At 72.4% G+C, this 21,687-nt stretch carries 15 protein-coding genes; 5 read left to right on the plus strand and 10 right to left on the minus strand.

Annotated elements, in window-relative coordinates; all coding sequences use genetic code 11:
• Window positions 1–6: 6 nt before the first annotated feature.
• On the minus strand, window positions 7–801 hold the full coding sequence (locus ACFVYS_RS25225) for a class II aldolase/adducin family protein (protein ID WP_020132127.1): 795 nt from the start codon (window positions 799–801) through the stop codon (window positions 7–9).
• A gap of 109 nt (window positions 802–910) precedes the next feature.
• Here ACFVYS_RS25225 and ACFVYS_RS25230 point away from each other — a divergent pair, with 109 nt between their 5' ends.
• Both ACFVYS_RS25230 and ACFVYS_RS25235 read left to right on the plus strand, forming a co-directional pair.
• Window positions 911–1,537 carry a hypothetical protein gene (locus tag ACFVYS_RS25230; RefSeq protein ID WP_389505429.1) on the plus strand — a complete coding sequence of 209 codons (627 nt, stop codon included), beginning with the start codon at window positions 911–913 and terminating at the stop codon, window positions 1,535–1,537.
• Between the two features lie 105 nt (window positions 1,538–1,642).
• Entirely contained in the window at window positions 1,643–2,116 is a 474-nt protein-coding gene (locus ACFVYS_RS25235) for a pyridoxamine 5'-phosphate oxidase family protein (protein ID WP_389505431.1), read from the plus strand.
• An 18-nt stretch (window positions 2,117–2,134) separates the two neighbouring features.
• Here the strand turns inward: ACFVYS_RS25235 and guaA are convergent, their stop codons facing one another.
• On the minus strand, window positions 2,135–3,715 hold the full coding sequence (gene guaA / locus ACFVYS_RS25240; protein WP_389505433.1) for a glutamine-hydrolyzing GMP synthase: 1,581 nt from the start codon (window positions 3,713–3,715) through the stop codon (window positions 2,135–2,137).
• A gap of 342 nt (window positions 3,716–4,057) precedes the next feature.
• Between guaA and ACFVYS_RS25245 the strand changes: the two genes are divergently transcribed.
• Together ACFVYS_RS25245 and ACFVYS_RS25250 are read left to right on the plus strand one after the other, a co-directional pair.
• Window positions 4,058–4,354 (plus strand): chorismate mutase, encoded by a 297-nt coding sequence (locus ACFVYS_RS25245; protein WP_389505435.1) that lies wholly within the window; start codon window positions 4,058–4,060, stop codon window positions 4,352–4,354.
• Window positions 4,355–5,157: 803 nt separating this feature from the next.
• A complete protein-coding gene (locus tag ACFVYS_RS25250) occupies window positions 5,158–6,189 on the plus strand; it encodes an LPXTG cell wall anchor domain-containing protein (protein ID WP_389505437.1) in 1,032 nt (343 codons plus the stop codon).
• A 77-nt stretch (window positions 6,190–6,266) separates the two neighbouring features.
• Here the strand turns inward: ACFVYS_RS25250 and ACFVYS_RS25255 are convergent, their stop codons facing one another.
• The 4 genes from ACFVYS_RS25255 to ACFVYS_RS25270 all read right to left on the minus strand — a co-directional run bounded on the left by ACFVYS_RS25255 (window position 6,267) and on the right by ACFVYS_RS25270 (window position 12,646).
• Window positions 6,267–8,045, minus strand: a complete 1,779-nt coding sequence (locus tag ACFVYS_RS25255; protein ID WP_389505439.1) for a GMC family oxidoreductase N-terminal domain-containing protein — start codon at window positions 8,043–8,045, stop codon at window positions 6,267–6,269.
• A gap of 53 nt (window positions 8,046–8,098) precedes the next feature.
• On the minus strand, window positions 8,099–9,742 hold the full coding sequence (locus ACFVYS_RS25260) for a succinic semialdehyde dehydrogenase (RefSeq protein ID WP_389505440.1): 1,644 nt from the start codon (window positions 9,740–9,742) through the stop codon (window positions 8,099–8,101).
• Window positions 9,743–9,864: 122 nt separating this feature from the next.
• Entirely contained in the window at window positions 9,865–11,718 is a 1,854-nt protein-coding gene (locus ACFVYS_RS25265) for a serine/threonine-protein kinase (protein ID WP_389505442.1), read from the minus strand.
• 31 nt (window positions 11,719–11,749) lie between these two features.
• Window positions 11,750–12,646 carry an MBL fold metallo-hydrolase gene (locus tag ACFVYS_RS25270; protein WP_389505444.1) on the minus strand — a complete coding sequence of 299 codons (897 nt, stop codon included), beginning with the start codon at window positions 12,644–12,646 and terminating at the stop codon, window positions 11,750–11,752.
• An 87-nt stretch (window positions 12,647–12,733) separates the two neighbouring features.
• Between ACFVYS_RS25270 and ACFVYS_RS25275 the strand changes: the two genes are divergently transcribed.
• Window positions 12,734–13,636, plus strand: a complete 903-nt coding sequence (locus tag ACFVYS_RS25275) for an AraC family transcriptional regulator (protein ID WP_389505446.1) — start codon at window positions 12,734–12,736, stop codon at window positions 13,634–13,636.
• Between the two features lie 11 nt (window positions 13,637–13,647).
• Here the strand turns inward: ACFVYS_RS25275 and ACFVYS_RS25280 are convergent, their stop codons facing one another.
• The 4 genes from ACFVYS_RS25280 to ACFVYS_RS25295 form a co-directional block, all read right to left on the minus strand.
• A complete protein-coding gene (locus ACFVYS_RS25280; RefSeq protein WP_389505448.1) occupies window positions 13,648–15,258 on the minus strand; it encodes a serine/threonine-protein kinase in 1,611 nt (536 codons plus the stop codon).
• A 92-nt stretch (window positions 15,259–15,350) separates the two neighbouring features.
• Window positions 15,351–17,009, minus strand: a complete 1,659-nt coding sequence (locus tag ACFVYS_RS25285) for a serine/threonine-protein kinase (protein ID WP_389505449.1) — start codon at window positions 17,007–17,009, stop codon at window positions 15,351–15,353.
• A gap of 72 nt (window positions 17,010–17,081) precedes the next feature.
• Window positions 17,082–18,779: a serine/threonine-protein kinase gene (locus ACFVYS_RS25290; RefSeq protein ID WP_389505451.1), complete on the minus strand. Its 1,698-nt coding sequence runs from the start codon at window positions 18,777–18,779 to the stop codon at window positions 17,082–17,084.
• Window positions 18,780–18,937: 158 nt separating this feature from the next.
• The gene (locus tag ACFVYS_RS25295) at window positions 18,938–21,667 is read right to left on the minus strand and encodes a protein kinase (RefSeq protein ID WP_389505453.1); all 2,730 of its coding nucleotides are present in this window, start codon (window positions 21,665–21,667) and stop codon (window positions 18,938–18,940) included.
• Window positions 21,668–21,687: the final 20 nt, after the last annotated feature.

Consider the following 21,687-nt stretch of genomic DNA (forward strand, 5'->3'; position numbering starts at 1 on the left):
CGGGTCTCAGCTCAGCAGGTCCGGCTCACCCCGGCTGATGTCCTGCCACAGCGGCTGGTAGTTGATCCACGCCACGAGGTCGCCGCCGAGCTGTTCCCGGGTCGCGACCGCCGCCCGGTGGTCGATCAGGACGGGCCGGCCCGCCGCCCGCGCGGTCAGCTGGACCTGGCTGGAGCGTTCCATCGACAGGAACCACCAGGCGGCCGCGTCCACCGAGTCGCCGACCGTCAGCAGCCCGTGGTTGCGCAGCACGAGCGCCTTGCGGGAGCCGAGCGCGGACGCGATCCGCCGCCCTTCCTCCGCGTCGACGGCCACGCCGGTGTAGGCGTCGTAGAGCGCGTGGTCCTCGTAGAACGCGCAGCTCTCCTGGGTGATGGGGTCGAGCAGCTCGCCGAGCGCGGCCAGGGCGCGGCCGTGCACCGAGTGGCAGTGGGCGACCGCGACGACGTCCGGGCGGGCGGCGTGCACCTGGGCGTGCACGGTGAAGGCGGCCTGGTTGACGTGGTAGCGGCCCTCGACGACCTGTCCGTCGGCGTTGGCCAGCACCAGGTCGCCGACGGTGACGTGCTTGAAGGGCATCCCGAACGGGTTGACCCAGAAGCAGTCGTCGAACTCCGGGTCGCGGGCGGTGATGTGCCCCGAGACGCCGTCCTCGAAGCCGAGCCGCCCGAAGATGCGTACCGCGCCCGCCAGGCGTTCCTTGCGGTGTCGGCGCTCGTCCTCCACCGAGTCGTGCATCGGCGGCATCGCGAACTGAAGCCGGTCGGTGGGCAGGGGGGCAGGCGGCGTGGGCCCGTGCATCGGTCCTCCAGCACTGGTTGCTTTACGACGCGGAAGTTACCGTCGGTCAGTGCAAAAGGGCAGAGCCGTTATGTAAAGATGACGATTTCCGTCACCTTCGGAGCACACCGTGAGTCTCACCGACCGCCACATCACCGCCCTCATGCGTCAGATCGCGACGCGCAACGACATCGAGCTGGTCCACCCCTTCGCGGAGCTGGAGACGTTCGGCGCGCTGGTCTACCTGGCCGAGTGCTACGGCTTCCGGTACGAGAGCGTGCGCCTGGTCGGCAAGCACCGCATCATGCACGTGCAGCTGGTGCGCGACTCCAGCCCCTGGGCGCGGCAGCGGGCCGCGGCGAACTCGGCGGCGTTCCCCGACCCGGGCCCCGGACGCCCGGTGCCGGGCATGTACCTGGGCTCGCTCACCCCGGTCCCCGAGGTGCGGGCGGAGGTCGACGTGATCACGGCGCTCATCCGCCACGACGCCCTGGGCGCGGCCGCCAACCGTAAGCAGCTGCTGGCCATCGGCTGGGGCTCGGCGGTGCTGTTCCTGCTGATGGCGGTGCTGACCGGCAAGTACGCCGTCCTGCTCCCGCTGGCCGTGCTGATGCCGCTGTTCATGCTGGGCTCCCTCCAGGTGAACACGACCCGGCGGGCGAAGCTGGCCCGGCGGCTCACGGCGGCCGGCTGCACGCCGGTGCGGGACGCGGCGGGGCTGGAGCGGTACGTACGGCCGGTGCCCCAGGGTTTCTGACCCGCAGCGCTTCTGACCCGCAGCGCTTCTGGCCCACAGGGTTTCTGGCCCACGGCCCGGCCATACCCGACAGCGGATGTCGGGTATCGGGGCCACACTCGCCGTATGACAGCGAACTGGGCGGCCTTCGCCGCAGCCGAACCCGCACTCGCGAAGATCACCGAGGAACGCTTCGGAGCCTTCACGCATCACGTTCTCGCGACGCTCCGCAAGGACGGTTCCCCTCGAACCACCGGCATCGAGGTCCGCTTCCTCGGCGGTGAGCTGTGGCTCGGCATGATGCCGGACTCGCTCAAGGCCCTCGACCTGCGCCGTGACGCACGCTTCTGCCTCCAGGCCAACCCCGGCGAAGGCACCGGGATGGGCGGGGGCGACGTACGGATCGCGGGTCGGGCGGTCGAGGTGGCGGACGGGGAGGCGAGGGCGGCGTACGTGCAAGAGGTGGAACCGCCGCAGCCGTTCCACCTCTTCCGCACCGAGCTGACGGAGGTCGTACGGACCCACGTCGAGGACGACACCTATCTGGTCGCCCAGGTCTGGCAGCCCGGGGAGCCGGTGCGCACGCTCAAACGGACCTGACCGTCGAAACCGGGAGGACTACTCCCACTCGATGGTGCCCGGCGGCTTCGAGGTCACGTCGACGACGACCCGGTTGACGTCGCGCACCTCGTTGGTGATCCGGGTGGAGATCTTCGCCAGGACGTCGTACGGGAGGCGCGACCAGTCGGCGGTCATCGCGTCCTCGGAGGAGACCGGGCGCAGGACGATCGGGTGGCCGTAGGTGCGGCCGTCGCCCTGCACGCCGACACTGCGGACGTCCGCGAGGAGGACCACCGGGCACTGCCAGATCTCACGGTCGAGACCGGCGGCCGTCAGCTCCTCGCGGGCGATCGCGTCGGCGTCACGGAGCAGGTCGAGGCGGTCCTTGGTGACCTCGCCGACGATCCGGATACCGAGGCCGGGGCCCGGGAACGGCTGGCGCTGGACGATCTCCTCCGGCAGGCCCAGCTCCTGGCCGACCATGCGGACCTCGTCCTTGAACAGCTTGCGCAGCGGCTCGATCAGCTGGAACTCGAGGTCCTCCGGCAGACCGCCCACGTTGTGGTGGGACTTGATGTTCGCGGTGCCGGTACCGCCGCCGGACTCGACGACGTCCGGGTACAGCGTGCCCTGGACCAGGAACTCCACGGCCGGACCCGCGTCGGCGATGATCTCCGCCTGGGCCTGCTCGAAGACCCGGATGAACTCGCGGCCGATGATCTTCCGCTTCTCCTCGGGGTCCGAGACGCCCTTGAGGGCGGTGAGGAAGCGCTCCTCCGCGTCCACGACCTTCAGCTGGACGCCGGTGGCGGCCACGAAGTCCTTCTCGACCTGCTCGGTCTCGCCCTTGCGCATCAGACCGTGGTCGACGTACACGCAGGTCAGCTGGGAGCCGATGGCCTTCTGGACGAGGGCCGCGGCGACCGCCGAGTCCACGCCGCCGGAGAGGCCGCAGATGGCGCGCTTGTCGCCGACCTGCTCACGGATGGCCGCGACCTGCTCGTCGATGACGTTGCCGGTGGTCCAGTCCGGGGCGAGGCCCGCGCCGCGGTACAGGAAGTGCTCCAGCACCTGCTGGCCGTGCGTGGAGTGCATGACCTCGGGGTGGTACTGGACGCCGTAGAGCTTCTTCTCGTCGTTCTCGAAGGCGGCGACCGGGACGACGTCCGTGGAAGCGCTGACGCTGAAGCCCTCGGGGGCGGCGGAGCAGGCGTCGCCGTGCGACATCCACACGGCCTGCTCGGCCGGGGTGCCCTCGAAGAGGGTGGAGGAGGAGCGGGAGACGTGCAGCTCGGTGCGGCCGTACTCACGGGCGCCGGTGTTGTCGACCGTGCCACCGAGGGTCTGCGCCATCAGCTGGAAGCCGTAGCACATGCCGAAGACGGGGACGCCGGCCTCGAAGAGCTCGCGGTCGAGGCGGGGGGCGCCCTCCTCGTACACGGACGAGGGGCCGCCGGAGAGGATGATCGCCGCCGGGTTCTTGGCGAGCATCTCCTGGACCGGCATGGTGCTCGGCACGATCTCGCTGTAGACCCGCGCCTCGCGGACTCGACGGGCGATGAGCTGGGCGTACTGCGCGCCGAAGTCGACGACCAGGACGGTGTCGGGGGCGGCGGCAGTAGGAGTCGCTGATGACACGGGGGCCTTCCGGCGGTGGGGCGGGGTCTCTGTGTAACCCGATTCTACCGAGGTGGACGTGGGACCGGACCCGGCACCGGACCCACCACCGCGTCTCAGGATGCGAACCGGCTCGCGAACCGCCTTGGACCTCACCCGGGGACCCTGCATACTGGCCGCATGCTCACGCACCCGACCTTCGTCTTTACCTATGGCAACCGGCCCACCGGCTGCCATGGTCGTGCTGCTTGAGCAACTGACAAGCGACTTCCCAGGCGCCCCGGGCCGACAAGGCCCGGGGCGCCTGTCGTTTCTCCCGGGTCCTGCCGCTCCGGGGCACCCGTACCCACCACAGGAGCCCCCATGACCGCCATCGACACGACCGCCATCGACGTGACCGGCGCCCGCACCCCCGAGGCGGCCGACGTGATCACCGGCGCCCGTGAGCGCATCGACTCGCTCGACGACCGGATCATCGGTCTGATCCAGGAACGGATGGCCGTCTCCGCCGTCATCCAGGAAGCGCGGATCACCTCCGGCGGCCGGCGCGTGAACCTCTCCCGCGAGATGGAGATCCTCGGCCACTACAAGGACGCCCTCGGCAAGCCCGGCACGTCCCTTGCGATGACGCTGCTCGAACTGTGCCGGGGCCGCGTCTGAGGTCGGGCGTCAGTTCGACCCCCGTCAGCCCCCTTCTCACCCGTACGGGCGCGTGACCGCCTCCCGGACGGCTTCGTTGGTCCCGGTGTCCGTTCCAGCCAGGGGCGGGCCCGGAATAACCACGCGTGGCTCGCTGGAGCGATGAGGCGTACGGATCGTGCCGTGCGCCGTGGGACCTCGCTCCGGACAAGTGACCGGACGGCAGGGGACAGCAGCCCGGTCACCCAAGAGAACGGCCGGCCTCGGGGACGCCCGGGGCCGAGCCGACCGGCGAAAAATGCAAAAATGCACAAGGGCTGGGTCAAACGGTTGCGGGCGCCGCGCTCATCCATCACGATGCGTAGACAGGCCCGACCAGCCTCAAGTCCCCCTCCGGGCAACCATCTTCCGTGCGTTGCCCGCACTGCCAAAGGTCCAGGCCAGCGGCGCGACCCCCCGGCGCCGCTCCCAGGCACCGGCGCTGCCCTGACGCCGGTGCTGACGATAAAGAAGGGCCTCGCGGATCCGTCCCGCGGGGCCCTTCGTCATGCCCCGCGGGAAGCGTGCACCGCGACCGAACGGGGAGCTCGTCCGGGCCCGGTCCGACGCACCCTCCCTGCCACAGACGGTGTCTCACCGCCGGGCTCGGGCGGTGTCCTGCCCTGCGACGACGGCCGGATCGGCGCAGGTGTGACGCGTGCCACATAAAGATCCTGTGAGTTCAGCACAACTGTTCACAGCTCTGGCCAGTCACACCTAGCGAACCAAAGGCCACATCCCCACCCCCATGCGGAAGGCCTCCCGCCGGATCGACCGAGGTCTTCATGAAACTCCGCCGCACGCTCGTCACCATCGCCGCGACGGCCGTCATCGCGCCGCTCGCCCTGCTGTCCGCGCCCGCCGCCTTCGCGGAGGAGAGCGGCTCGCCGTCCGCGAGCGCGTCCGACGACACCTCCGCCTCGCCGTCCGGTTCGAGCGAGTCGAGCGCGTCCGCCTCCGCCTCGGAGTCCGACACCTCGTCCCCGTCGGCGTCCGGATCGCAGAGCGGCAGCGCCTCCAGCTCCCCGTCCGGCAGCTCGTCGCCGTCCGCGTCCGGCTCGGGCAAGGCCTCCGCGAGCCCGTCGGCGAGCAAGAGCGACGACGGGTTCGACCCGAACACGGACTGCGAGACCTTCGACCTGGACGAGAACCTCACGGCCGAGGTCAAGGGTCTGCCCAGCAAGATCGTCGCCGGTTCCGGCTGGCACGACTTCACGTACGAGGTCGGGAACGACTCCGACGTCGACTTCAAGAACGTGTACATGGCCATGTTCCTTGACTATGCCGACGACACGGACGCCTGGCTGTCCGAGGGACTCGCGATCATCCAGGTCAAGGAGGACGGTAAGTGGACCGACGCCTACCAGGACTCCTACGAGGACGAGAACGGCAAGACGGTCAACGTCACCGGTTCCTTCCTCGCCCAGCTCGACGAACTGGAGAAGGACTCCTCCGCGTCTCTCGACCTCCGTGTGAAGGTCGCGGCGTCGGCCCCGGCGGGCTCCGCGCTGGCGATGAGCGACGCCCTGTACGTGGGCGACGACTCCGACTGCTACGTCAACGGTGACTACTACGACGTCGAGATCCTCGCCGCCGGCGGCGATGCGGACGGTGCCGACGACGCCAAGCCGAACGGTGACAAGCCCACCGCCGGTCCCAAGCCCCAGGGCAGCGCCAAGCCGATCAGCGGCAGCCTCGCCTCGACCGGTTCGAACTCCGCGCTGCCGATGATCGGACTGGTCGGCGGGGTGGCCGTCGTGGCCGGCGCCGGTGCGGTGTTCGCGGTCCGTCGCCGCAAGGCGGGCACGCACGCGTAACGCGCGTACAGACCAGCGAAGGGACCTGCGCTCGGAGGGGGGCGCAGGTCCCTTCGCCTTTTGCCCGATCGGATCGTCTACTGCTTGGGCGGGACGGCCGGCATTCCCAGGAACGGCAGACGCAGCGCGCCGAACGCCTCCGCCGGTACCACCGGACTGACCGGCTCCACCGGCTTCAGCCGCTCGTAGGCCGCGCCCTGGGTCGGACGCGGGTCCGTCTCGCCCTTGTTCGGCCAGTACGACATCGCGCGCTCGGCCTGGGCGGTGATCGTGAGCGACGGGTTCACGCCCAGGTTCGCCGAGACCGCGGCGCCGTCGACGACCGAGATGCCGGGGTGGCCGTAGAGGCGGTGGTACGGGTCGATGACACCCGTCTCGCGCGAGCCGCCGATCGGGCAGCCGCCGAGGAAGTGCGCGGTGAGCGGGGTGCCCATCAGCTCGCCCACGTTGGAGCCGGCGAAGCCGTTGATGTCGGCGGCGATCGCGGAGGCGGCCTCGGAGGCGGCTTTGATCTGCTTGGGGTTGGGGGCGCCGTGGCCTTGGCGGGCGGTGAGCAGGCCTTTGCCGACGCCGTCCGGTTTCAGGTACGTCGTCAGCGAGTTGTCCAGGGACTGCATCACCAGGCCGATGATGGTCCGCTCCGACCATTTGCGGTTGGAGAGCGAGCGCAGGACCAGGAGCGGGTGGCGGGCCGCGTTCGCGAGCCAGCCGGCCACCCTCGACGAACCCTCCGCGTACGGCACTTGCAGAATCGACAGGCCGCCCATCGAGTTGGAGCCCTTGCCGTAACGGACCGGCTCGATGTGGGTGCTGTCGTCCGGGTGGACGGAGGAGGTGATGGCGACTCCGCGGGTGAAGTCCACCTTCGCCGCGCCCGTCACCTTGCGGTAGCGGCGGTCGTCGGTCTGCGCACCGACCAGCGCCTCCGAGTTGGTGCGGGTCAGCTCACCCAACCGCTGTGAAAGATAAGGGAGTTGACCGTTGGCCTTCATGCGGTGCAGCAGCGTCTGGGTGCCATAGGTGCCCGCGGCGAGCACGACCCGGCGGGCCTTGAAGACCCTGCCCTTCGCCTTGCGGCGGTCGTCGGTGGGGAGTGTGGCGACCGCGTAGCCGCCCTGCGAGTCGTCCGTGACCGAGACGACCGTCGTCAGGGGGTGCACGACCGCGCCCGCCTTCTCGGCGAGGTGGAGGTAGTTCTCGTTCAGGGTGTTCTTGGCGCCGTGCCGGCAGCCGGTCATGCACTCGCCGCACTCGGTGCAGGCCTTGCGGGCCGGGCCCACGCCCCCGAAGTAGGGGTCGGCGACCTGCTCCCCCGGCTGGGCCTTCGCCGTCCCGTCGGCGTCCTCGCCGTCGCCGAAGAACACGCCGACGGGCGCCATGTGGAAGGTGTCGCCGACGCCCATCCGCTCCGCGGCCGCCTTCAGATGCACGTCGGAGGGGGTCGTCGTCGGGTTGAGCCGTACGCCCAGCATGCGCCGCGCCTGGTCGTAGTACGGCTTCAGCTCCTCCTGCCAGTCGGTGATGTCACGCCACTGGGGGTCGTCGAAGAAGGGCTTCGGCGGTACGTAGAGCGTGTTGGCGTAGTTGAGGGAGCCGCCACCCACGCCCGCGCCGGCCAGCACCATGACGTTGCCCAGCAGATGGATGCGCTGGATGCCGTACATGCCGAGCCTGGGGGCCCAGAGGTAGTTCTTCAGATCCCAGGAGTTCTTGGGCAGCGACTCCCGGGTGAAACGGCGGCCCGCCTCCAGGACACCGACTCGGTAGCCCTTCTCCGTCAGGCGCAGGGCGGTCACCGAGCCGCCGAAGCCGGATCCGACGACGAGGACGTCGTAGTCGTAGGTGTCCTGGGACACATGCTCTCCTCTTTGAGAACGGGTGGGACGGGGTGCGCTCCGGCGCGGGCGCCCTAGCGGAAGCGGAACGCCTTCATCAGCCTCAGACTCCGGCTCATGAACTCCGCGTACTTCTCGTCGTCCATGCCCAGTGCCGGAGCCATCGGCAGGAGGCGCTGCTGGGCCACCGTCTGGGCCTCGGTGTACTTGAGGATGCCCTCGGAGCCGTGGCGGCGGCCGAGACCGGAGTCCTTCATGCCGCCCATCGGGGACTGGACGCTGCCGTAGGCCGGGGCGTAGCCCTCGTTGACGTTCACCGTGCCGGTGCGCAGCCGGGAGGCGACGTCCCGGCCGCGGCGGCCGTCCTTCGTCCAGACCGACGAGTTCAGCCCGTACGGCGTGGAGTTGGCCTGCTCGACGGCCTCGTCGTCGGTCTTGAAGCGGTAGATCGAGACGACCGGGCCGAAGGTCTCCTCGGTGCAGACGGACATGGGTTCCGTCACTCCGTCGAGGATCGTCGGCTCGAAGAAGTACGGGCCGATGTCCGGGCGGGCCACCCCGCCGGCGACGACCTTGGCGCCCTTGGCGACGGCTTCCTCCACGTGCCGGGTCACCGTCTCCAGCTGGCGCTCGCCCACCAGGGAGCCCATGTCGGCGCCGTAGGCCAGCGAGGTGCCAAGGCGCATGGCCTTGGTGCGGGCGGCGAAGCGCTCGACGAAGGCGTCCGCGATCGACTCGTGGACGTACAGCCGCTCGATGGAGATGCAGAGCTGGCCCGCGGAGGAGAAGCAGGCGCGGACGGCGCCGGCCGCGGCCTTCTCGATGTCGGCGTCCTCGAGGACCAGCATGGCGTTCTTGCCGCCGAGTTCGAGGGAGACCCCGATCAGACGGGCGGCCGCGCCCTGGGCGACCTCGCGGCCGGTACGGGTGGAGCCGGTGAACGAGACGTAGTCGGCGTGCCGGACGACCTCCGGGCCGACGACGGGACCCTCACCGAGGACGACCTGGAAGACCTCGGCGGGCAGCCCCGCCTCGACGAGCAGGTCACGGGCCCAGAGGGCGGTCAGGCAGGTCTCCGTGTCCGGCTTCATCACGACCGCGTTGCCCGCGACGAACGCCGGCAGCGCGTCGCCGACCGACAGCTCCAGCGGGTAGTTCCAGGGGGCGATCTGGCCCACGACACCACGCGGGTGGCGCAGTTCGGTCACCTTCGTCAGCGTCGGCATGGCGCCCGCGTGCCGCTTGGGACGGAGGTAGGCGGGGGCCTTGCGGCCGTAGTGCCGGGCGGCGACGGCCACCGCCTGCACCTCCTCGTGGGCGTGCAGACGGGCCTTGCCGGTCTCCAGCTGGATGAGGTCGAGCACCTCGGCCTGGCGCTCCAGCACCAGGTCGTGGAAGCGGAGCAGCACGGCGGCGCGTTCCCGCACGGGCGTCCGCTCCCAGACCGCCTGTGCCTTGCGGGCCGCCTCGAAGGCCTTCAGTACGTCGTCGGGCGTGGACTCGGGCAGGTCGGCCAGCTTCCCGCCGGTGAAGGGCGTGTGGTTGGCGGTACGGCCGGAGCCGGTCACCCCCTTGGTGAGCTGGGCGACCAGCTCCGGCGTGACCACGTCCGCGGCGGTACGGACGCCGGTGGGGGCGGGGGCGAGGGGGTTGGTACCGGTCGTGGTCGTCCCACTGATCTCGGTGCCGGTCTTTTCCGGGGCCTGCGAGTCCGTCATGAGGCGCAGGGTATGACGTGGGGAAGACTTTGGGTACCCGCCGGTAATACGGTTTCACCGACCGCACACATGGCGCCAGCGTTCACTGGCAACAAACCTGCTGATCAGGACGCAATGCCCGGTCATTTACGGATCTCCAGGCGGTCGCGCGCCTCCTTGAACACCGCCGTGCCCTGCTTCTCCTCCGGCGTGCCCTTGGGCATGTCGACGCGCAGCTCGTACATGCGGGCGTCGGCGGTGAGGACGAACAGCTCCATGACACGGGTCGGGGTGTCGTCCAGACCGTAGGTGGTGTCGGCGAGGGCGGCCTGAGCGCCGTGGAAGCTGGTACGGGTGGTCTGGGTGCGCGCGTCCGGGGCGTAGCCGTTCCAGGTCTCGTGCGCCTGGACGGCCCTGGCCATCGGGTCGGCGGGCGCCTTGTCCCAGAGGGTGAGGCGCACGTCGACCGCGCCCGCCGAGTAGACCACCAGGCGCGGCTGCTGATCCGCGTCGGCCTGCCGGGCCGACTGCCGGTACCGGCTCGGGAGGGAGAGGACGGCGTCCAGCCCGGCCTCACGGTGAGCGACCCACCGCGCCCCCGCGACGGCGGAGGCAGGGGCTGATGCGGCTACCGAGGCGGAGGCGGACGGTTCCGTCGGCGCCGAACCGGCGTAGGTCACCGGCCGCTCGGCCGCCCCGCTGTCGGCTCCGCCGAGCCAGGCGCTCCCCCACCAGGTCCCCCCGGCGAGCAGCCCGACGAGCACGGCCAGAGTCAGCGAGCGACGCGTCAGCGGCCGCCGGAGGCGGCCCGAACCGGCCGCCCCGGGCTCGGTGGCCGAGGCGGGGTGGGGCTGTGGTCCGGGGCGGTCGTTCGCCGCGGGCTGCGCGCCCGGTCGCGACGGGTCCGGCCGTGCCGCTCCCACGCGCACCGTTCCCGCGTCCTCACCGAACTCCCGCAAGGCGTGCATGTCCTGAGGCTCGGCCCGCTCCGCCTCCTCCCTCTCCGCGTTCTCCGCCCTCTCCGTCCTCTGCTTCTCCGCTTCCTGCGCCTGCTCCGCTTCCTCCGACTCCCCCGACTCCCCTGTCGTGTGCTTCCCGTGCTGCCCTTGCTCCCAGGCCGGGACCGGTCGGCCCTCCGTGACCGATGCGAGGATCTCGGCGACCTCCGCCGGGTCGGGCCGCTGTACCGGGTCGCGCACCAGGAGCCGTACGACGAGCGGGCCGAGCGGGCCGGCCCGTTTCGGCTCCGGCGGGTCCGCGGCGATGATCGCGGCGAGCGTGGCCTCCACGGTCGTACGGCGGAACGGGGACCAGCCCTCGACGGCCGCGTACAGCAGGACGCCCAGGGACCAGAGGTCGGAGGCAGGACCGCCGCCCCGGCCGGCCATCCGCTCGGGCGCGACGAACTCCAGCGAGCCGACGAACTCGCCGCTGACGGTGAGGGATTCCTCGCCCTGGATGTGGGCGATGCCGAAGTCGGTGAGGACGACCCGGCGGTGAGGGCCGAGCAGGACGTTGGCGGGTTTCACGTCCCGGTGGACGATGCCGACGGCGTGCGCGGCACGCAGGGCACCGAGGACGGCGAGGCCGATCCGGGCGGCCTCGGCCGGATCGAGGGGGCCGCGCTTCAGCACCTCGTGCAGGGACTCGCCGCGCACCAACTCCATGACGATCCAGGGGAGTCCGTCCAGCCCGCCATCGGCGTCGGCTCCCGTGCCCCCCTCGACCACGACGTCGTGGATGGCGACGGCGGAGGGGTGGTCGACCCGGGCGGCGGCCCTGGCCTCGCGGTGGAGGCGGTGGGCGGCCCGGCGGTGGAAGTCGTCCTCGGGATCACCGGGCAGCCGGGGCTGCTTGACGGCGACCTCGCGCTCCATGAGCTCGTCGCGGGCCCGCCAGACGGTGCCCATACCGCCGGAGCCGATACGTTCCAACAGCCGGTAGCGGCCGCCCACCGTCCGGCTTTCGGCGCCGCCGGGGTCCCCGTCGTTGCTCATGTCTCCATGACTACCACGATCTCCGGCGCCCTCACCTGCCCACGGCGAACCGTCCCGTTTCCAGCCGTCGCACCTCCACCGCACCCGGCCCGGCGAAGTGTGCGGGTATCACCAACTCCGCTTCCTCTGCGGCACGTTCGAGGATCCGGGCACGTTGAGCCGCCGCGAGTTCCGGGTCGAGGCAGAAACAGCTGCTGCACTCGGGCCGCAGCACCTGCACCGGGTTGTGCAGCAGGTCCCCGACGAACACGGCCCGTTCGCCGCGCGAGGCGACCCGCAGGACGGCCGAGCCCGGGGTGTGGCCGGGGGCCGACTCCAGGGTGAGGTGCTCGTCGATGCGATGCTCCCCTTCCCAGAGCACCGCCTGCCCGGCCCTGTGCACGGGAGCAACGCTGTCCTCGTAGACCAGGCGGTCGTCCTCCCGTACGCCGCCACCGTAGCCGCCGACAGGGCCGAAGTAGGCGTCGTCGGCGGCCGGGAGGAGGTAGGAGGCGCGAGGGAAGGTCGGCACCCACTCCCCCTCGACGTCGAGCGTGTTCCAGCCGACGTGGTCCGCGTGGAGATGGGTGTTGACCACGAGGTCGACGTCCCGCGGCCGCACGCCGGCCCGCTCCAGCCGCCCCGGCAGGTCTCCCTGCCGCCGGTGGAAGTGCGGGAGGCCGGGCCGCTCCCGCCCGTTGCCGACACCGGTGTCGACGAGGACCGTCCGGCCGGCACTGCGCACGACCCAGGTCTGCAGCGCCGACATCACCCGGTCGCTGTCGGGGTCCCAGTGGTCCGGGGCGAGCAGCTCCCGGTGTTCCTTCCACACCTCGGGACCGCAGCCGGGGACGAGGTCGGAAGCGGGCACGAAGAGGGACTGCCACTCGACCACCCGGAGGATCTCGACGTCCCCGACCGTGAAGCTCTGCACGTGTTCGTCAGTCATGTCGGCGAGCCTAGGGAGGCACCCCTGAGCGTTTCGATGCCCGAACCGCTCAACCGGATACGCGTCCGCCTCACCTACCCTTCCCCCATGGACGTGGTGAGCGACGCGATTTCCTCAGTGCGCACCGGACGGCCGCACTCCGACCGGTTGGGGGTGAGCGGAAGTTGGTGCACCCGGATCGCCGCCTACGAAGGGGCCGGGTTCCATGTCGTCCTGGCGGGGAGCTGCTGGCTGCTGCCGGAGGGCGGTACGGGGATCCACCTCGGCCCGGGAGACGTCGTGCTGCTGCCGCACGGTGCGGGGCATGTACTGGCCGACGGGCCGGTGGACGCGGCGACGGCGGCCCGTGCGGTGCCGTTCGAAGAGGTCCGGCCGCGTCACACGTCGGGTGACGTGGAGCTGCTGTGCGGCAAGTACCGGCTGGACCGCAGTCGTACGCACCCGCTCCTTGCGGAGCTGCCCCAGGTGGTGCACCTGGCGAACCGGGCCGACCGGCCGTCCGAACTCCACGCTGCGGTCGACCTGTTGGCCCATGAGCTCGACGGACGCCGACCGGGTTCCTCCCTGGCCCTGCCCAGCCTGCTCGACCTGCTGCTCGTCTACATGGTCCGGGCCTGGCTGGCGCGGGCCGCGACGGGCACCTGGCCGGCCGTCCTCGGCGACCCGGTGGCCACGGCCGCGCTGCGCGCGCTGCACGCGGACCCGGCCGCGCCCTGGACCAACGACAGTCTCGCGGCCCGGGCGGGGGTCTCCCGGGCGACACTGGCGCGCCGCTTCACCGCGCTGGTGGGCCGCCCGCCGATGGCGTACCTCACGTGGTGGCGGCTGACGCTCGCGGCGGCCCGGCTGCGCGACACGGACGCGCCGCTGGCGGCGGTGGCCCGGGAGACGGGGTACGGCAGCCCGTACGCCCTCTCCCACGCCTTCAGCCGGGAGTTCGGGACGACTCCGGGGAGGTACCGGGCCGACCCCGGCCAGGACCTGACCTGACCTGCCCTGACCTAGAGTTTGTCGAGGTCCAGGTTGGCGATCGCCGTGCGGGCCACCTCGCGGCCCCGCGCCGTGAAGTCGCCCGCGCCCGGGTAGGCGATGGTGAGCCGGTACATGTCGCCGGCGGTGGACTTGTAGTAGAGGATCCGCAGCTCGCGCGGGCGAGGGTCCTGGGTGTCGTCGGTGGTGTAGCGGACGGTGTTCCCGGCGGCCTTCCGGTCGCGGAACGTGGCGTTGTCGTCGGGCTGCGTCTTCGGCGCCTTCGGCATGTCGAGGCGGTAGCTGCCGTTCTCCTTGAACACGCCGTCGTCGGCGTACATCTCGGCGGCGGCGGACGCCTTGATCTCCTTGCCGGTGTCCTCCGCCTTGCGCTCCACCGACAGCACCACGGAGATGGCACCGCTCGGGTCGGTGTAGCTGACCCAGTGGCTGTCGTCCGTCTCGCGGTCGGGGACGCCCTTCTTGTAGGTGCCGGGGACCGCCACCTTCGCGGTGACGTCCTTCACCTGGTGCTTCTCCCAGCCGTCCGGCAGCGGCCCCGCGAACGGGTCGGCGACCACCAGGTACGCCGCCACCGCCGCCGCGACGACCACCGCGCCGAGCCCGGTCCACACCGCGCGGCCGAACCGGCGCCGGGCGCGCGGGACTTCCACCTGCCGTACGACCTGGGTGGGCTGGGGCGCGGGCGGGTTCGCGGCGGCCTCCAGCAGGGCCCGCACCCGTGCGGCGGCCGGGCGGCGCGCCGGGTCCTTCTCCAGGAGGCCGTTGACGGCCTCGGCGAGCGGGCCCTGGGCGGCGGCGGGCGGCGCGGGCACCGCGTTGAGGACGGACTGGAGCGTGGCCGGGGTGTTGCTGCGGCGGAACGGCGAGACGCCCTCCGTCGCCGCGTACAGCACCACGCCCAGGGACCACAGGTCGCAGGCCGGGCCGGGACGCTGGCCCAGCACCCGCTCGGGGGCGATGTACTCGGGCGAGCCGACGAAGCCGCCGGTGTCGGTCAGGTTGGTCTCGCCCTCGATCTGGGCGATGCCGAAGTCCGTGAGGACGATCCGGTCGTGGCGGCCGAGGAGGATGTTGTCCGGCTTCACGTCCCGGTGCAGGATGCCCGCCGCGTGCGCGGCCTCCAGCGCGCCGAGCACCTCCAGGCCGACCCTGGCCGCCTCGCGCGCGCCGAGCGTGCCCTCCTGGAGGGCGTCGCCGAGCGAGCGTCCGTGGACCAGCTCCATCACGATCCACGGCCGGCCGTCGACGACCGCCACGTCGTGCACGTTCACCACGGCCGGGTGGTCCAGCCGGGCCGCGGCCCGCGCCTCGCGGCGCATCCGCTCGAACGCGTTGGCCTGTTCACGTTCGGGAAGGTGGTCCGGGACGCGTGGTTCCTTGACCGCGACCTCGCGGTCCACCGTCTCGTCCTTGGCGCGCCACACCGTGCCCATGCCGCCGTGCCCGAGCTTGGCGAGCAGCCGGTAGCGTCCCGCGATGAGCCGCCCGACGCCCGGCTCCTGCGGCGGGGCGACCTGGACGGGCACCGCGGCCTGCTGTTGCGGTGCCGGCCTGGGCGGTTGCAGAACAAAACTCGTCGTCTCGTCGGCCTCGTGGCCGGCGCCCCCGTCGAAACTCATGGGTCCATCCCTATCGCGCCAGGCAGGCCGGTATCCACCGGCGGCGTCCACCGGTCACAGACCCGTGACGCACAACGTTCCTTATTTCCCGTTTAGGTCGATACGGCGAACGTGTCGACCGCGACGTCGAAGTACTCCCGCGCCTCCCGCACCTTCCCGACCGGCGCCGACACCCACACGTCGTACAGCAGCCCGCCCTCCTCCCAGCACAGGTCGTACGTGTGCCGGGGCCCCTCCGCCGCGCTGAAACCGTTCCAGGTGAACTCCCACAGGGCGGCGGGGCGCCCGCCGTGGCTGGTCTCGGTGACCCGGCCGTCGTGGTAACCCGGGTTGGTGTCCGGGCCCTGGGCGGCGGCCGACTCCATCACGGCGGACGGACCGCCGGGTGGTGCGGCGGCGACCTTGATGCCGAGCCGGAAGACCTGCCCGGGGGACATGTAGAAGACCCGCTCGCCCTGCGGTACGCGGGTGAAGTCCTCCGGCACGGCGAGCGAGAACCCGGCGGGATCCACCGCCACGCGGTAGCCGGAGGGGGCGGTGGGGGTACCGGGACGGTCGTCCGAGGCGGGGGAAGCGGAGCCGGCCGTGGAGGACGCGGCCGGCCGGGAGGGCCGGGAGGACGGGGTGGCAACGGACGGGGAACGGGTGGCCGAGGAGGCCCCGGTGGGCGTGGCGCTCACCGAGCCGCTCGCCGAGAACCCCGGCGCCGAACTCGTGGGTGTGCGCCCGCCGTCGCCGTCACCGTTCAGCAGCAGCGCCGCCGCCGACACCCCCGCCCCCGCCATCGCGGCGACCAGCAGCGCGGCCACGAGCACACCCCGCGTGGAACGCTCCCTGGCCGGTGCCTCCCACCGTGGCCGGGGCAGGTCCTCCTGGGTCGGCGTGTACCGCGACGACACCGGCGTCGGCGTCCGCCCGGTGTCCAGGTAGGCGCGCAGCAGCCGCTCCGCCTCCTCGGCGTCCAGTCGCCGGTCCGGATCGCGTTCGAGCAGCCCCCGCACGACAGGCAGCAGCGGTTCGGCCTGCGCGGGTGTCCGGATCTCGGCGAAGACGACGGCGTGCAGGATGCCGCCCAACGAGTCGCGGCGGAAGGGGGATTCGCCGCTCAGCGCGGTGCACAGCAGCGCGCCCAGCGACCACAGGTCGGCTTCCGCGCCGGTCCGCGTCCCGGACATCCGCTCCGGCGCGGTGTACTCGGGCGAGCCGACGAACGACCCGGTCTCGGTGAGCGTGGTGGCGCCCGCGACCTGCGCGATACCGAAGTCGGTGAGGACGACGCGGTCGCTGTCGCGTTCGAGCAGGACGTTGGCGGGCTTGATGTCCCGGTGCAGGACCCCGGCCGCGTGCGCGGCGCGCAGGGCCCCGAGCAGGGCGATGCCGATGCGGGCCGCCTCGGCCGGCTCGATCGGCCCCCGCGCGGCGATCCGGTCGGCGAGCGAGCCGCCGTCGATCAACTCCATGACGATGTAAGGACGTTCGCCGTCCTCGACGACGTCGTGCACGACGATGATGTGCGGGTGGCTCAGCTGGGCCACCGCGCGGGCCTCGCGCAGTGTCCGGTCGCGGCGGCCCCGCGCCTCGTCGTCGGAGAGCGTGTCGTCCTGGGTCAGCTCCTTGACGGCGACACGCCGTCCGAGCAGCTGGTCGGTGGCGCCCCACACGACCCCCATGCCTCCGCGCCCGAGTCTCGCGTCCAGCCGGTAACGGCCCGCGATGACCCGTACGGCGTCCCCGTCCCCCTCGGTCCCCATGGGCTCATCATGCCCCACCGGACGTCACGCCTCCGGGGCGCCGTCCGGCCAACTACCGGGACGGGCGGAACCCTACGAAGTCGGCTCCCGCCAGCTCTGCAGTACGGATTTGAACTGCTTGGCCGCCTCGGTCCAGTCCTCGGCGGGCGAGGACATGTAGATCGCGTACTCGGTGCCGTCGCGGGACACGTACGTCTCCTCGATCGCGCGGCGCGGCCCGGGGAACTCCGTGTCCTTGGCCAGCGCGGTCCAGGTGTACTCCCACTCGGAGCCCTCCCGGTCCCGGTAGACGTTCTTCTCCAGGGTGACCCGGTTGTAGGCGACCAACCGCTTGAGCTGCAGTTCGAGATCGACCTGGTGCGCGTACGGGTCGCTGAAGTCGGGGGACTTGTCCAGGGCGATGCGGAGGAAGTGCTCGCCGCCGTCGGGCGTGTAGTCGATCTGCTTGAGGTCGCCGTCGTCCTGGTACACCACCCGCTCCCAGCCCTTGGGGAGCGAGAGCCCGAAGCCCAGCGGGTCGTTGACCTCCTCCCAGGAGTCGGCGCCCTGTTCGCCGGAGGTGCTCGTCCCGGCGGGGGTGCTCGGGCTCGGCGAGGTGGACGCCGTCGCGGACCCGCCGGTGTCCTGCCGCCCCTCGTCGAACTTCTGCCACGCCACGGCCGTACCCCCGCCGACCAGCGCGGCGAGGACGACCACGAGCGCCAGCACACGACGACGGCGCCGGGGCGGCTCGGACTGCCGGGTGTCCGGGCCCGGGCCGATGCCCGTCGGCCCCACGGCGGTCGCGGCGGTCACGGGGTGACCGGGAACGGGTGTCGCCGCGTCCGGCGCCACCGGAACGTACGCGGTGCCTGCCGTCGGGTGGGACAGCGGGTGCGCCCCGGAGTGATGACCCCCGGCAGTGCGGTCGGGCCCGCCGTACTGCGTCGGCACGTACGCCTGTGCCGCGCTGGGGCGCCGGCCCTCGGCCGCCTCCGCGAGGAGTTGCTCGGTCTCGGCGGTGTCGGGACGGGTGGCCGGGTCCTTGCGCAGCAAGGCCGTGATGACCGGGCCGAGCGGGCCGGCGTACCGGGGGTCGGCGGCCTCCTCCTCGACGACGGCCTGAAGCGTGGTCAGCGGCGAGGTGCGCCGGAACGGCGACCGCCCCTCGACCGCCGTGTACAGCGTCGCGCCCAGCGCCCACAGGTCGGAGGACGGGCCGGGGTCCTGACCGCGCACCCGCTCGGGGGCCAGGTAGTCGACCGAGCCGACCACCTCCCCGGTCCGGGTGATGGTGCTGTCGCCCTCGATCTGGGCGATGCCGAAGTCGGTGAGGAGGACGCGACCGTCGTGCGAGAGCAGCACGTTGCCGGGCTTGACGTCACGGTGCAGGACGCCGGCGGAGTGCGCGGCGCGCAGGGCGCGCAGCACCCACAGACCGATCCGGGCCGCCTCGGTGGGCTCGACCCGCCCGTCCTCTTTGACGGCGTCGGCCAGCGAGCGGCCCTCGACCAGTTCCATCACGATCCACGGCCGGCCGTCATGCTCGAGCACATCGTGCACGGTGACCACGGCGGAGTGGTTGATCCGCGCGGCCGCGCGGGCCTCCGCCCTGGTCCGCGCCAACAGAACGGCCTGGTCGCCCTCCGCGACATAGAGCGCCGCCGTCAACTCCTTGATGGCGACGGCCCGGTGGAGCAGCTCGTCGTGCGCACGCCACACCCGGCCCATACCGCCGCTCCCGATGGCGTCGGCGAGCCGGTAGCGACCCGCCAGGAGCAGGCCCTGCATCTGATTCACGTTGCCCCGCAATGCTCTTGACAGCGCAAGCCTATGGACCGGGCAGCTTCCGGGGAACCAGCAGGGTGCCAAGGTGACAGCAATGTGACGGTTGTCGCTTCCCCGGCCTGCGGGGAACCGAACGGAACCGGGCGGGGCCGGACGAGCGCTCAGCCGGTGTACTGGTAGGTGGCCGACGCCTGCTCGAACAGCCGGGTGACCTCGTCCCGCTCGGCCTCCGGGCCCCTGACCTGCACGATGTGATACCGCCCCGAGATGAGGATCGCGACATTGCGGACGTACAGCGCCCGCCCGTCGCCGCCGGTCCAGGTGAACTGCCCCTCGGCCATGGTCCGAGCGCCCACCGTCGTCGTGCGCAGCCCGGACGCCGTCGCCCAGCTGGAGTCACGGTACGGCTGGAGCTCGCTCTCCTTCTCCCGCTGGTAGACCATCGGGTCGCTGCCGTTCGACGCCGCGCTGTCGCGGCCGGGTACGACGATCAGCTCGAAGTCGCCGTGCGTGTACACGACCTGGCCGCGCCCGTTCTTCGGGGTGCGGTCCCAGCCGTTGGCCACGGCGACCCGGAAGCCGGCGTCGTCCGCGCGGACGGTGAACCCGTCGGCGGCCTTCGCCCCGGAACCGCCGGTCTGCGTCTGGGTGGCCTCCGCTCCCGAGGACGCGGCGGAGGGGGAGGTTCCGGTGCCCGGCGAGGTCTGGTCGGGCCGGGGTTCGCTGCTCGCCTCGGGAGCCTGGCCGCCCGGTGCCCCGGTGGCCCCGGTCCGCTGGGAGCCGTCCGTACCGGCCGCGCCCTCCTCGTCCGCCTTGGGCATGAACATCAGGGCGTACGCGATCGCCCCGGCCAGCAGGAGCAGGATCAGCACCAGCAGGGTGCGGCCCAGGCTGCGGGGCGAACCGCTCGTCTCCTGCCTTCCGCGTTTGTGCCGCCCGTGGGTGGCGGGCAGACCGGCACGGCGTCTGCGCACCAGTTCGCCCCGGCGGCGGACGATCGGCAGCCGGCGCGGATCGGTCGGCGGCGCGGCGACGACATACGTGCCCGCCTCCGGCTCCGGCGCGGACCGCACCAGCGAGCGCAGCCAGCCCCGCAGTTCCTCGAAGCCGAGGCGCTCGGTCGGGTCCTGGCGCAGCAGCGACTCCACGACCGGCCTGAGCGGTCCGCACTCCTCGGCGAAGGCCGGCGGCTCGGCGCACACCATCTGCACCAGCTCGGCCGTCGACTCCTCCGGGTAGGGCGCATGCCCCTGCACGGCCCGGAAGAGCAGCGCGCCCAGCGCCCACAGGTCCGTCGCGGGCCCGATCGGCGCGGCCAGCTGCCAGTTCTCGTGCACCGGCCCGGCCTGCTCGGGCGCCCACCGTTCGGTGACCGGCCCGACCACGGCCATCCGTGCCTGACGCGCCCGCTCGGCGGCCAACGCGGTGGCGGGCCCGCGCCGGGGCACGCTCCCGGGCGTCCCGGCCACCAGCTCGTCCCACCGGGCTCCGCCCCGCACCTCACCCGAAGGCCCCTGGCCCTGGCCCTGTGCGGGCACCTGAGCACCAGGGACGGGCGTGAGCGAAGAGTGCGACGTCGCGGGGGCGGCGTACGGCGCGCCGCCGGGACCGGGACCCGGACCGGCGGTGTGCAGGTGAGCGGGCCGGCCCTGGCCGTATCCGGCGGGGCCGGGCACGGGAGCGCCCGAGACGCCGTAGGGGTCGGCGATCTGCGCGGGGGGATTGCCTGTCGGGGTCCCGTGGCCGTCGTCGCCCGGGGTACGGGCGCCGGGCAGGGCCGCCCGTCCGTTCTGCTGCGCCTCCTGGGACTCCTGCACCCGGGCCGCCGCCCGCGCTCCGGCGCGGTACGCGGCGATCGCCCCGGCACGCGCGGCCCGAATGTCCCCGCCGGTCTCCACGGGCGCCCTGCGGGCCACCGCCCCGGACGCCCCGCCGCCACCGGACGGCTCCGCCGCCGGCACCGGCAACGCGCCGGACGCCCGCGCCTCTATGGCGGCCCGCCGAGCGGCCTCGGGGTCGACCGCACCGGCACCGGGCCCGCCTCCACCGGGGCCGACCCCGACGGAACCGGCGAAACCACCGAAGCCGCCCGAGCCACCGGGGCCCGCGGGGCCACCCGGGCCGCCGAGAGCGCCCGGTCCGTCCTGTCCCTGCCGGGGCTGGGTCGCGGAGGTCCGGGGCCCGACGACGCTCCCGCCGTGGCCGCCCGCGTCTCCGTTCCCCCGGCCCGCAGCGCCCCGCTCACGCTCCGCCGCGTCCGGTGCCGGCACCGGGTCGTACCCGCACAGCGCCTCTTCCGCCGCGCCGACCGCCAGGCCGGTCAGCATGACCCGCCCGTCGTCGCAGACGAGGACCGTGCGCGCGGTGATGTTCCGGTGCACCCAGCCGTGGGCGTGCAGCACCCGCAGCGCCATGAGCACGTCGGAGGCGACCTCGGCCGCGCGGTAAGGCGTCAGGGGCTTCTCGGCGAGCAGCGCCGACAGCGGCCGTGCGGCCACCAGTTCACTCACTATCCACAGCGAGCCGCCCTCGGCGAACACGTCGAAGACCTGGTCGAGCCGCGGATGGTCGGGAATGCTCGCCGTGGCCTGCGCCGCCTCCATGGCACGCCGGACGACGGGGTCGGCGGGCCGTCGTGTTCCCTCACCCGCGCCCACGCCCCGGGGCCTCGGTCCCCGTGCCCCGCGTTCGCGCGCCGTGAACCCCTCGGGCAGCCCCTCCGCGTCGAGCACCTCGGCCTCGACCACCTCCGGCAACGGCACCTGGCGGACCAGGACTTCCTGCCCGCTGTAGGTGTCGAAGGCGCGTGTCTCGGTGAGTTCGTACTCGTCGGACGGCGGCAGCGGCAGGCGGTAGCGGTCGACGAGTACCCGACCCGCGTAGTCGTCCACGTTGCCTCCCCCGGCCGCCC

This window comes from Streptomyces sp. NPDC058295, assembly GCF_042880655.1.
Lineage (GTDB): Bacteria > Actinomycetota > Actinomycetes > Streptomycetales > Streptomycetaceae > Streptomyces > Streptomyces coriariae.

What these genes read in the sequence shown, in the direction of transcription:
- ACFVYS_RS25235 (WP_389505431.1), top strand. Translation starts at nt 1,643, where the DNA reads ATGACAGCGAACTGGGCGGCCTTCGCCGCAGCCGAACCCGCACTCGCG.
- ACFVYS_RS25285 (WP_389505449.1), bottom strand. Translation starts at nt 17,009, where the DNA reads ATGGGGACCGAGGGGGACGGGGACGCCGTACGGGTCATCGCGGGCCGT.
- ACFVYS_RS25245 (WP_389505435.1), top strand. Translation starts at nt 4,058, where the DNA reads ATGACCGCCATCGACACGACCGCCATCGACGTGACCGGCGCCCGCACC.
- ACFVYS_RS25260 (WP_389505440.1), bottom strand. Translation starts at nt 9,742, where the DNA reads ATGACGGACTCGCAGGCCCCGGAAAAGACCGGCACCGAGATCAGTGGG.
- ACFVYS_RS25280 (WP_389505448.1), bottom strand. Translation starts at nt 15,258, where the DNA reads ATGAGTTTCGACGGGGGCGCCGGCCACGAGGCCGACGAGACGACGAGT.
- ACFVYS_RS25225 (WP_020132127.1), bottom strand. Translation starts at nt 801, where the DNA reads ATGCACGGGCCCACGCCGCCTGCCCCCCTGCCCACCGACCGGCTTCAG.
- ACFVYS_RS25275 (WP_389505446.1), top strand. Translation starts at nt 12,734, where the DNA reads ATGGACGTGGTGAGCGACGCGATTTCCTCAGTGCGCACCGGACGGCCG.
- ACFVYS_RS25290 (WP_389505451.1), bottom strand. Translation starts at nt 18,779, where the DNA reads ATGCAGGGCCTGCTCCTGGCGGGTCGCTACCGGCTCGCCGACGCCATC.
- ACFVYS_RS25270 (WP_389505444.1), bottom strand. Translation starts at nt 12,646, where the DNA reads ATGACTGACGAACACGTGCAGAGCTTCACGGTCGGGGACGTCGAGATC.
- ACFVYS_RS25265 (WP_389505442.1), bottom strand. Translation starts at nt 11,718, where the DNA reads ATGAGCAACGACGGGGACCCCGGCGGCGCCGAAAGCCGGACGGTGGGC.
- ACFVYS_RS25250 (WP_389505437.1), top strand. Translation starts at nt 5,158, where the DNA reads ATGAAACTCCGCCGCACGCTCGTCACCATCGCCGCGACGGCCGTCATC.